At 36.2% G+C, this 12349-nt stretch carries 8 protein-coding genes; 4 read left to right on the top strand and 4 right to left on the bottom strand.

The window, feature by feature from the left end; genetic code table 11:
• Positions 1 to 33 precede the first annotated feature (33 nt).
• From BUE24_RS04930 to BUE24_RS23590, 4 genes are all read left to right on the top strand, one after another.
• Positions 34 to 2328, top strand: a complete 2295-nt coding sequence (locus tag BUE24_RS04930) for a starch-binding protein (RefSeq protein WP_073314594.1) — start codon at positions 34 to 36, stop codon at positions 2326 to 2328.
• A 117-nt stretch (positions 2329 to 2445) separates the two neighbouring features.
• The gene (locus tag BUE24_RS04935; RefSeq protein ID WP_084549409.1) at positions 2446 to 3246 is read left to right on the top strand and encodes a sugar-binding protein; all 801 of its coding nucleotides are present in this window, start codon (positions 2446 to 2448) and stop codon (positions 3244 to 3246) included.
• Positions 3247 to 3370: 124 nt separating this feature from the next.
• Positions 3371 to 4489 carry an MFS transporter gene (locus tag BUE24_RS04940; RefSeq protein ID WP_244548122.1) on the top strand — a complete coding sequence of 373 codons (1119 nt, stop codon included), beginning with the start codon at positions 3371 to 3373 and terminating at the stop codon, positions 4487 to 4489.
• Between the two features lie 71 nt (positions 4490 to 4560).
• Positions 4561 to 5742, top strand: a complete 1182-nt coding sequence (locus tag BUE24_RS23590) for a nuclear transport factor 2 family protein (RefSeq protein ID WP_084549439.1) — start codon at positions 4561 to 4563, stop codon at positions 5740 to 5742.
• A gap of 25 nt (positions 5743 to 5767) precedes the next feature.
• On the opposite strand, the gene BUE24_RS04950 is transcribed toward BUE24_RS23590, so the two are convergent.
• Genes BUE24_RS04950 through BUE24_RS04965 form a run of 4 tightly spaced genes read right to left on the bottom strand, consistent with a single transcriptional unit; the run spans position 5768 to position 12316 of the window.
• Entirely contained in the window at positions 5768 to 7570 is a 1803-nt protein-coding gene (locus BUE24_RS04950; RefSeq protein ID WP_073314598.1) for a hypothetical protein, read from the bottom strand.
• Positions 7571 to 7580: 10 nt separating this feature from the next.
• On the bottom strand, positions 7581 to 8789 hold the full coding sequence (locus BUE24_RS04955; protein WP_073314600.1) for a DUF4249 domain-containing protein: 1209 nt from the start codon (positions 8787 to 8789) through the stop codon (positions 7581 to 7583).
• 4 nt (positions 8790 to 8793) lie between these two features.
• Positions 8794 to 11559 (bottom strand): TonB-dependent receptor, encoded by a 2766-nt coding sequence (locus BUE24_RS04960; RefSeq protein ID WP_073314602.1) that lies wholly within the window; start codon positions 11557 to 11559, stop codon positions 8794 to 8796.
• A 1-nt stretch (position 11560) separates the two neighbouring features.
• Complete coding sequence (locus BUE24_RS04965; protein ID WP_073314604.1) at positions 11561 to 12316, bottom strand: hypothetical protein; 756 nt, start codon at positions 12314 to 12316, stop codon at positions 11561 to 11563.
• Between the last annotated feature and the right edge of the window lie 33 nt (positions 12317 to 12349).

Raw genomic sequence — 12349 nt, forward strand, 5'->3', positions numbered from 1 at the left:
TATCACACTTAACTTAACTCAAAAAATTGAGAAATGAAACGAAAAATTTTTACCTCACTTTTAGTAACCTTACTTTTATGGATTCCCTTTGTAGGAGTTCAGGCCCAAGATGAAGATGTTATGTTCCAGGCTTTTGACTGGAATGTACAAAACCAACCTGCCGGACAGACTTGGTATAACGTTGTAACTCAAAATCGAAACGCTATCAAAGATGCAGGCATCGATTTGATTTGGATGCCGCCACCAAGTAATTCTGCTGCTCCACAAGGATACTTACCTAGAGAACTGTATAACTTTGACAGTGCTTATGGTACCGAAGCACAACTACGTAACTTAATCAATCAATATCACGCTTTAGATATGCGTGTGATTAGTGATATCGTTATCAATCATAGAGTGGGTACCAATGATGCGGTTACATTTACAAATCCTGCATGGCCCACGTTTTATATCACAGCAGACGATGAAGGAAGAAATTTCGTAAACTTCCCGGTTAATTTCAGTATCAACAACGACTTTTTTCCGGGGAATGCACTAAAAGCTGACGGATCTAATGGTGGATTTGCAGCGGCAAGAGATTTGGACCACGAAAACCCAGAGGTACGACAGGAAATTATCAGATGGATGAATTTCTTGAGAAACGATCTTGGTTTTGATGGATGGAGATACGACTTTGTACATGGATACAATCCTATTTACAACAAAGAATATAACGATGCAACGAATCCATATTTTGCGGTTGGTGAATTGTTAGAAAGCAGCAGGGTACAAACCAATAATTTTGTAAACTGGACACAAGGTTCTTCGTCTGCATTTGATTTTAACACCAAGGTAAGTTTGCAAAATGCAATCAGAGATAATAACCTATCATACTTACGTGATTTTTCAGGGAATCCTTCGGGGATGATTGGTATCAACCCAACGAAATCAGTTACGTTTTTAGACAATCATGACACAGGAGAAGCTCAGCAGTGTTGTGGATCTAATTTTGTATTTCCAGGTGGAGAAACGAACTTAAGAAAAGGATATGCTTACATTCTTACTCACCCAGGGAATCCAATGGTATTTTGGACACATTTCTTCAATGCAGGAACAGGAGTTCGTGATGCGATCAAAGATTTGATTGCAATCAGAAAAGATGTAAGAGTATTTGCTGGATCTAATATTAGTATTGCTGAAGCTAGAAATGATCTCTATGCTGCTTATATCGATGGTAGAAATGGTACAATCGCAATGAAATTAGGTAGTGGGAACTGGTCTCCTAATGGCAGCGGATGGACGTTAAGAACTTCAGGTAACGATTACGCTGTTTGGACACAAGGAGGAAGTAATACCGGAGGTGGAACCACAACGGTAGATCCATTTACCGTGAATTTCCAAAAACCAAGCGGATGGAGTAACAACGTTAATGTATACTTCTTTGATGCATCAGCAAATGCTACTCTACCAGGAACTGCAGGATGGCCAGGTCAATCTATGAGTAATATCTCAGGAACGCAGTGGTATGCATACACTTTATCTCCACAATCGGGAACAGCTGCAGCTAATATTCGTGTAATTTTTAATGATGGTGGAAGCAACCAAACCGACGATCTCTCAAGAAGTACAACCGGATGGTATACCAATGGGACATGGACAGACACCTGCCCAAGTGGTTGTAGCGGCGGATCAACACCTTCAAATCAGGTAACCCTTAATTTCTTAAGACCCGGAGGTGGATGGGGCAATACTGCTAACATCTATCTGTATAACAATGCTACCAACCAAACCCTATCAGGAACTCCTGGATGGCCGGGACAATCCATGGATAATCTCAGCGGTACATCATGGAGTCGTAGCACTTTTACTATTCCGAATGGAGTTTCTACGAATAATATTGGTGTTGTTTTCAATAATGGTAACGGACAACAAACTGTAGACTTAACAAGAGGTACTAACGGATGGTTTAGAGTAACTGGTAGTAGTAGTGGGAAAAGAACAGGAACCTGGACGGCAAATTGTACAACCGGATGTCCAAATAGAGCAGCTAATCTAACAACTGCTATTGATGATGACAATGGGTTACTAGCCAAAAATACAGTAACCATCTGGCCAAATCCTGTAACAAGTAATGCTACCATTTCGGTACATACGATTACTGATGGTATTTTGGAAATTACGGCCTCAAATATTCTAGGTCAAACCAGAACTATTTATAGTCAAAAAACACTGGCAGGAGCACAAAACATTCCCTTAGAAAGCTCTCAAATAGGAGAAGGAATGCAGTTCTATACCGTAAAATTAAATGGAGAAAGACTTTCGGAACCAATACGGGTCGTAAAACAATAATTCGCTAAGTTTATTCAATTTTAACATTTTTTTTGTTATACTAATAAGCGATTGTGTCTTATATAAGATACAGTCGCTTATTAATTTTTAGAATAAACTTTTATTAGCAATAGATATATGAACCGATTACTTATTTTATCAGCCTTTACTTTTATCTTTCTTTATTCGTGTGCCAAAGCCCAAAAACAAGACTCAGATAGCTCTGTCTCCTCGGTAGCAGTAGCACAGACATTGGCTAAACCAGAAAAAAAGGATCACCAAATCATTGAAGTCAAAAAAGCAGTCATCGTACCCGAAATTGATGGACAAATGAATGACCCTATATGGAACGATTTAAAATGGTTACCTATGGATCAGGCCTGGATTGGTAAATATCCTACAGTAGATGATTTTTTTGGCAGATATAAAATTGCCTGGACTCCAGAAGCCTTATATATTCTTGTAGAAGTTAAAGACGATATATTAATTGATCAATACAAGGATCCCCTAACACAATGGTGGGACGATGACTGCGTCGAAATTTTTATCGATGCTGATAACTCTGGAGGAGAACACCAATTTAACAACAATGCCTTTGCTTATCACGTAGCTTTAGACGGAAACGTGGTGGATTTGGATTCGAAAAAAGAACCCATCCTCTACAACAACCATGTGATTTCTAAAAGAACGACTACAGACAATGTTTCTGTTTGGGAGTTTGAAGTAATCGTTCATAACGACACTTATGAAGAAGGAAAAACCAATGATGCCAAAGTGTTACAAAAAGATCAGAAAATAGGTTTCGCCATTGCCTATAATGACAATGATACCAGTAAAGAACGCGAAAATTTTATGGGTTCTGTTTTTGTTCCTGGGGAAGATAAAAACCAAGGTTGGATCAATGCTGATATCTTTGGAACCATAGTGCTTCAAGAGTAGAAATCCTAAGTTTTAAAAGATATTTATGAAGTAAAAAATCTAGAAACCGATTTTAAATACATATATTTAGTAATAAATATCTAGTCCTCTGAAACCAAAGTTTTATATACTTCCTGTAATTATTTTGTCACAATTTTTTTGCACCTCCCTTTGGTTTGCAGGAAATGCCGTTATCGATGATTTAGCAACACAGTTTAATGTTGAATTTAATTTACTGGGATACTTATTATCTTTTGTTCAGTTTGGATTTATCGTTGGAACCCTCACCTTTGCTTTGTTAACTCTAGCCGATCGCTATTCTCCTTCCAGAATATTTATGATTTGTGCTTTTTTGGGAGCGATATGCAATTTGTCATTATTAATTCCCAACATTAGTATTTTCAACTTGCTCACTGCACGCTTTGGAACCGGTTTTTTTCTTGCAGGGATTTACCCTATCGGTATGAAGATCGCTTCAGATTATTACAAAGGTGGATTAGGAAGAGCTTTGGGATACTTGGTTGGCGCCTTGGTTCTAGGTACTTCTTTCCCCCATTTCATCAACGAATTCTCTTGGAGTAGTGATTACAAAGCAGTAATTATCAGTACTTCCATTTTGGCTAGTATTGGAGGCATTAGCATTTGGGGACTTGTACCCGATGGTCCATATCGAAGACCTGTGAGTAAATTGCAACTTGGTGTAGTAACACAACTTTTTAGCATCCAAAATTTCAGAAAAGCAGCTTTTGGTTATTTTGGACATATGTGGGAGCTTTATGCCTTTTGGGGATTCGTGCCGGTAATTTTAAAAACATATGCAAGATACAATGCTATCGAGTTACCTATATCCTTTTGGTCTTTTATTATTATAGGGATAGGAGCTGTTTCTTGTGTATTAGGAGGATTAATCTCCCTACGAACGGGAAGCAGAAAAGTAGCGTACAATTCTTTACTCGTTTCCGGGATATTTTGTATACTCTCCCCCCTACTATTTAAGCTATCTCCTCAACTATTTATCTCCGCATTATGTATTTGGGGAATGGTGGTCATATCAGATTCACCACAATTTTCTACCATGGTGGCAGCGACCTCTCCTCCAGAATTAAGAGGTACTGCCCTAACGATCACCAACTCCATTGGTTTTGCCGTGACCATTATAAGTATTCAGCTATTATCTGCGTTGGTTGAAGTTTTTGACGATCGATTGATCTATTTATTCCTTGGATTTGGACCTTTGTTTGGATTATATGCCATGCGCAAATAGGCATTCATTATTAACAATTCCTTAGGAAAAAGCCCTTTTTTTCCATGTATTTTAGAAAGCAAATATTTTTTATGAAACGTATCGTCTTTCTTGCAATTCAGCTTATCGCTATCACTGTGTGGTCTCAAACCAATACTGAAGTTTTTCTATTTGACCTACAAAAAGAAGGTAATTCCTTTGTCCTAAACAATCAAAGAAACGTATCTAATAATGAAGGATACGACAATCAACCTTCTTTTTTTGATGAGAATACACTTCTTTTTGCAGGTACAAGAAATGGACAGACGGATATCGCCGCATACACTATAAAAACAAATACTATCCGTTGGGTAAACTCAACTCCTGAGGGTAGTGAATATTCTCCTACCAAAATTCCTGATGCGAACAAAATTTCATCAATTAGATTGGATAAAGATGGGAAACAACTTTTGTATGCCTACGATTATAAAACCGGGAAATCCAAAGCGCTTTTTGAAGATTTAAAAATAGGATATCATACCTGGTATGATGAAAATATTGTGGTTTCTTCAGTACTGGAAGATGGCGGCTTGTCTCTTGTTGTGTCTAACCTAAAAGACAACACCAACAAAACTATTCAGAAAAAAACAGGAAGGTCATTACATAAAATTCCTAATTCTAATTTGATAAGTTATATCAGCAAAGAGAATGAAAATTGGGAAATTAAAAGTCTTGATCCGCTTACTGGAGTTACGAAAAAAATTACAAATACTTTCCCAAATGTAGAAGACATGTGTTGGTTGGCGGATGGTACTATTATTATGGGAAAAGGCAACTCCATTTTTAAATTCAAACCCAAAGAAGACCAATTTTGGAATATATTCCACTCCTTTACAGATAAAGAAATAGGAAATATTACCCGAATTACCACTAACGCTACCTCTACAATGCTGGCTCTGGTTTCGGATGCTTCTCCAGAACATATTGTTCAAAAACAACTTGATGCTTATAATAAAAGAGATATTGAAGAATTTTTGGCTGCATACAGCAAAAACGTAAAAGTGTATGATTTTCCAGAACAACTCCAGTATGAAGGACTTGATAAAATGAGAACTTCGTATGCTGGTTTCTTCAAAAACACTCCCAATTTGCATTGCGAAATCAAGAATCGTATTGTCTTTGGTAATAAAGTGATCGATGAAGAATTGGTAACGGTTAACGGCTCTCAATTTAGTGTGATAGCAATTTACGAAGTTAGTAATGGTAAAATTTCAAAAGTTACTTTTATTAGATAGCACTGGATACAACAAACCAGGAATACTATTCTACAGTAAATAGCTTTCTTACAGAAATGGGTGTTCCATTGAGAGTAAACCCTTCTAAAGCAATTTCATAGGTCCCTACCACATCGGAAGTAAAAAAATGAAGCTCATTTTTACGATCAGGATCTATCTGTATTTTGGGTTCCCAGCATAATTGATACCGATAATCTGGGATGCGGTCATACTTTGTAGTAGTATAATTTTGCTTATAGTATTGTTTTTCTCTGGCTGGCCTATGGGTAGTAATTTGTTTGATGTAACTTTTATTGAATTCATCAAAATAATTCCCATCTAAGGTTTTGATGCTTATTAACCCATCATATACTTCAGCTCCCAAATAATACCGATCCGGCAAAAAACCTATACTTTTAACCTTTCTGGCATCATAATTTAATACCTCTTCTTGCTCTTGTACCAAAATCCCATCTACCAGTACTAGGGGTAAAAAATTATCATCCTTTTTAATTGCATAGTTTCCTTGTATAGCAAAGACTTCTCCTTTGGTACCGCTTCTCCTGGTCCAAACTTTATCTACAATCTCTACTAATGTTTCTTTTACCGTAGCGAATCGCGTGTAATCATTTAAGTTGTAATTCTCATAAAGTTGCCCATAAAATGGTTTTTCTTTTTTGACTTCACTAATAGTATCCGGTTTTATATTGTAAAAGCTATTATCAACCTGATTGTAAATACTTCTTTGTAAAATTTCTTTACGCATAGCAGGAGTAATTGTTAGCTTATGCATATTAAAAGATTGCGGATTTGGAGAAGGAATCTCATCAAGAATAATGCTGTACTTTTCCTTTTGTGTATCCAAAACCTGAACAAAAGATATTCCTGCTCCCTGTTGGTTGTGTGGTATATTAAAAACAAAATTACCATTTGGGTCTGTAGCAACGATACTAATATGATTTTCTCCGTCTACCGTAGAAAGTGCAACTGGTACATTTGACAACTTATACAATGAGTCTCTCGATACTATTTTACCATAGATCAGTTCACCTCTCATTTCCGGCAAAAACAAGGATTCTCCAGCACTTTTCTGTTTACTCCGAAGTTGGTTTGGATCTAATTCATCAAAATCAATTGTTTTTATAGGAGTAACAGCGTGAATTGTATTAACTTTTCTCACAGACAACGAATACGAAATAGGTGTATCCAATGTATTTTCTATAGCAAGTTTCACTTTTCTTCTTGTGGCATACTTTTCCTTATCCAGAAAAACAGTCATCACATCTTTTATATTTTCTTTAGGAATTACAATATGCTCTTCTTGATTATTTAACTCAGAAGATTGTTTTAAATCATTGGCCAATACATTATCTTGATTTCCTTGATAAGGATTAAGGATACTCACATCCCCTTGAAAAAATGGAACTTCCTCGGCATTGAGCATCCATTGCGTATATGCCAAAAGTTTGTAGTTTCCCGAAGGAAGATCTACCGGTATAAAGAAGTCTCCTTGTGCCAATCCAGAATGCAACATTACCTTTTGTTGAAGCACCGTTTCCTTGTTTTGATTGACCAACTTTACATAGGCTATTTTACTGATATCACTTAGTTGTCTGTTTTGGTTGTTAATACAGTACAAACTATAGTACAAATATTCTCCACAAAACAGTAGGGTACTGTTGTAATGCACAAAAATTCGTTCTTGTGGGATTTGACTATATTGAAGTACTTCTTGATTGGTTCTTAGCTCAGTTAATCTTTGACTATACCCTACCAAACTGCTAAACAGAAAAACACTAAGTACAACGTATGTTTTTAGCACAGTTCTATATTTTACTTTTTTTTGCATAAATCACTATTTAATCTACCCAAAAATCAGGCACTGCACTACTTCCAAAAACAGTACAATCCCCACATGGCCTGGGTACAAAAACCAAAACACCACTCCCTGGTTCATTTCCTCTAATTTCTTCCAAGAATTTGATACTGCCGGTTCGAATCAATTCTCTTAATCTTCGATCAAAAGATTCTGGAGTTTCGCCTGTATTGGGCCTGGGTATTATTCTATCACATCCAGGAGAAAATCTAGGCAAATCATTTAAGAATTCTTCTCTATCAAAAAATATACGTTCCTCCTTTACCGAAGCCACATTAAAAAAACCAAGAACTCTTTCGTTGGGGTTGGTCTGAGAGGTAATGTTTCCACTAATAAAACCAGGTTGTACTTGCGAAAACAAACTTTCAGATTGAGAGAAATTGGAAAGGGTTTGATAAAACCCATTAGCTTCCTGCGATTGCACGAATTGTCGTACTAAAATGCTGTATCGCTCTGACACGCGTATATCTTCTGCCTGGATAAAACGTAAGAAAAATCCACTCACCCGATCTTCATTCAATGTATTGGTGTCAGTAATCAAAATATCTTCTGAAACTCGATTATTAAAACATATTCTTTGATTTTCTGATCGTTCTACAAACTCTAACGAAGGTGTTAAATCCACCGGAACCCAAAAACGAGCCACAATTTTATAAGTTTCTTCAAACTGATATCGGTAAAACTTAGAGCTTCCGGTTTCATCAAAACTATCCACAAAAAGTCCCACTCCCTCTACTCCATCGTTATTTGTCATTCGCATTGGAAACACCCGTTCGATATTAGAAGTAACCGGAGGCAATTGCACAATTTTAGACAGGTAAACCCGACCTTCTACAGTCTCTATAGAAAGTTGATAGTTCTTGTTGGGAACAACGGTAAAAGGAATAATGGACTCATAACTGCCTGGAAAAATTTCATCAAAAGGAATCGTGGTAGTTTCATCTTCTATGATTTTTACAATAGCACCTTGTTCGGCCGCTGGTCCGTTCTCTTCAAATCTAAAAGTTCTGGTAAGAAGTACCTCTTGACGTTTTAACTCATTTGTAATTGTAGCATTAACCACCAAAATACTCTCAAAATCTTCGGTCTCGACATCAAATTCTTCAACACAACTGGATAGTAATAAACAGCAACTCAATAGATATAAGATCGCTTTATGATACGTATGATTATGATTGTTTAGCATCTTCATCTCCTTAAAATTTGAAATTATATGTAATAGAAGGAACAGGTACTGAAAAGACTGAGCTTTGTAATGCTTTTACTTCTCCTTCTTCAGTAACAAAAAAGACAGAAAGTGGATTGTTACGTCCTAATACATTATATACCGAAATGGTCCAAAATCCATGGGCCAGCTTATTCTTTTTATGATTCCCTTCTATATTCAACCCAATATCCAATCGGAAAAAATCTGGAATTCTAAACTTGTTACGATCACTGAACACCGTAAATTCTGCACCATCAAAACTAAAAGTCCCAATGGGGAAAGTCACTGGTCTACCGGTTTGATAGATAAAATTGGTTGCCAAACTAAATCGTTTCGTAAATCGATAGTTGGTCACCAAACTAAAATCGTGCGGTCTGTCAAAGTTGGACGGGAAAAAATCTCCATTATTGACCCGCTCCTCATCAAAAGGACTATCCAACTGTATAAAAGATCTCGAATACGTATATCCCAGCCATCCATAAAGTTTTCCTTTCTGTTTTTTGACCAGGAATTCAACTCCATAAGCTTTTCCTTTTCCTTGTAACACCTCGGTTTCTATATTTTCGTTCAGTAGAATTTCTGCACCCGTCTTAAAATCCAGTATATTTTTGGAGGTTTTGTAAAACCCCTCTAGACTCATTTCGTAGGTGTTATCATCAAAATTTTTATACAGGCCAAGCGCATACTGCTGTGAACTTTGCGGTTCGATATTTAAATCAGAGAGTTTCCATGTATCTATAGGAGACACCGTTGTATTATTGGATAAGGTATGGATATACTGATAGGTCGAATTATAAGATGCTTTTAACGAAAAGTCTTCGGTAAACAAGTACCTTCCTGACACTCTTACTTCTGGAGCTGAATAAGTTTCTATTACTTCATTTTCATCAAAAGTGAGCGTCTCTGTAATACTGCTTTCTTCTCTAGGAACTCCCTCCTGAAATACATTTTGCGTTCCAGCTCCCAAGGCATTATAGATGGAGTATCTTAGTCCAGCATCCAAAGTAAATTTTTCAAAAAGATCTACTTCTGCAGCAACAAAAACAGCCGATTCCAAAGCCCTCTCTTTTTCTATGGTTAATGGTTCGACAATGGATTCTACACCTTTGGGTGCAATACTTCCAGGGTTTACCGAATACAGCTTGCTCGCCACCCCATAGTCAAACTTCAATCGATCACTATATAAGTGTCTAAAATGTAGTTTTAATGCGGTTTCATTGATTCTATATCCCAATTCGAAATCATCATCTGAGTCTCCATCAAACTCAATATCAAAGCTATATTCACTGCTTGAAAGTGCTATTTCCCCACTATTCTTATCATTAAATTTCTGATTCCAACGTAGAGAAAAAGCTTTGTTTCCATACACATACAAGGAATCTGAAGTAATACTAAAATCATCTCTACTCCAATAAGCCATCGCTTCTAGTTTAGCGTTTTTTGAAATTTGATGATTGTACTTGGCAATTCCGTCGTAAAATGAAGCCTCACTATCTTGTAGCGATTCTTCATCCAAAGCATCCAAAATCCAATTCGCATATGCCGCTCTTCCTCCTATTAATAAGCCCGATTTCTCTTTTACAATTGGTGTTTCGAGGGCGATATTTGCGGTTACAGGTCCAATTGCTCCTTCCAAACTGAATTTATCTGTAGAAGCATCTTTGGTCTGTAGATCAAAAACCGATGATAACCTTCCCCCATACGATGCCGGAATACTACTTTTGTAAATATTTGCCTCTCCTAGCACAAAAGGATTTAAGGCCGAAAAAATCCCGAAAAAATGTTGAGGATTATAAACTACAGCCTCATCTAACAAAATCAAATTTTGATCGGATTTACCTCCTCGTACGTTGTAACCTATTGTACCCTCTCCTGCTGTGGTTATTCCTGGTAGGGTAGCGGCAACTTTTAAAACATCTCGTTCTCCCAGGGCCAGCGGTATGTTTTTGGATTCTTTGATATCAATTTCAGTTTTGGTCACCACATCGGTTACTGCATTATTCACATCAGACTGTAGAATTACAGCTTCGAGCTGTTCAATTTTTTCTTCTAGTTTGATATTCAGGGTTCCATTATTGTATACAATCAAACGCCTTTTGAAATTCTCCATTCCCAAGTCATTCACTTCAAAAAGATAAGTTCCTCGTTTAACTTCTATATTGTAATATCCATTATTATCTGTTTTGACTCCAGTATTTCTACCTTCAAGAATGATCAAAGCATTTACCAATGGTTTTTTTGTTTTGGTATTAGTCACATATCCAGATATGGTAAAGGATTCCTGATTTGTTATTTCTGAAGATTTCCCGATTTTGACGGTAGGAATGATTTGTTGATTTGATTGTCGATATGACTTCTCAAAAATTGGAGAATTGATCTTTTTTGATGTATTAGCAACAGTACTATCCCCTATTTCCTGGGCTCCAAAAAAGCCTTTAGGCAAGTATCCATAAATACGATTATTATTGGTTAAAATAACCCTATCTTCCAGAAGAAAGTAATTTAGAGAAGTAGTATCCAAAAGGTTTTTTAATATTTCTTTCATCGTAGCATTCTGAAAACTACCGCTTACACCCTGATATTGATCTACCCAGGGTTCCTGATAAAAAAAAGTACAATCACAAAGCCCTTCTAACTGCAATATGGCCGATTGTAAATCCACATTTTCAAAAGTAACGGTAATCCTCTTTTCTTCTCCCTGAGACCAACCTATCTGAGCGCATAAAAAAAAGAGTATGATCCAACTATTTTTCATACTATATATCGTTACTAGTTGATAAGTTATCGCCTATATATTCAAATAAGTTTTTCATAAAGAGATCCGGATTCGACTTTCGTTCTTGTCTTTGATCGGTATAGTATTTTTTGACGATGCCTTTCTCTTCGGGAAAAACATCCAGAATATTGCTTTTAGAAATAACATCCCAATAAGAATCTTTATAGAACAAGACATAGGAGTGATCATCTACAAATTCATAATAAATCTTTGTTTTCCCTAAATCTTCTATACGCTCTTTTCTATTCCTTTTGTTTTTCTTGTACAGCGTAAAGACCTCATCGTTTACTATGATTTGATAAAATCCTCTTATTTTACTTCCATCAGTAGACATCGTATCCAATCTCTTAAAATTGAAATCTTTAATAGAGAAATGCTCTATTTTCTCATCAATCAATTGAATTATCGAAGAAGAAGTACCTGATTTTAAGGAAACCAATACATGATCATTTTCTAAATTGTATTTCAATGGCACCTCATAATAGGTCTGGTTATTATAGGTAATCGTCGCTAACTGTACTTTATCAGACAGAAAAAAAGCATTCCTATCTTCAAAAATTTTATTTACATCGGTATCTACATATTGTCTTCCATTAAAAAGTCCGGTATGTGTTTTACCAATCATACTATCGAACCAATTGTAGTATTGGGCACTATCACTATTTTTTTGACCATAAAAAGCATATGATACCAATAGCAATACAAAAGCGCTCTTTTTTGTGATTATAAAATTCATGTTCCCCAAAAGATAATTATGCAAAGAATTTAT

Source organism: Aquimarina spongiae (assembly GCF_900141785.1).
Taxonomy (GTDB): Bacteria; Bacteroidota; Bacteroidia; order Flavobacteriales; family Flavobacteriaceae; genus Aquimarina; species Aquimarina spongiae.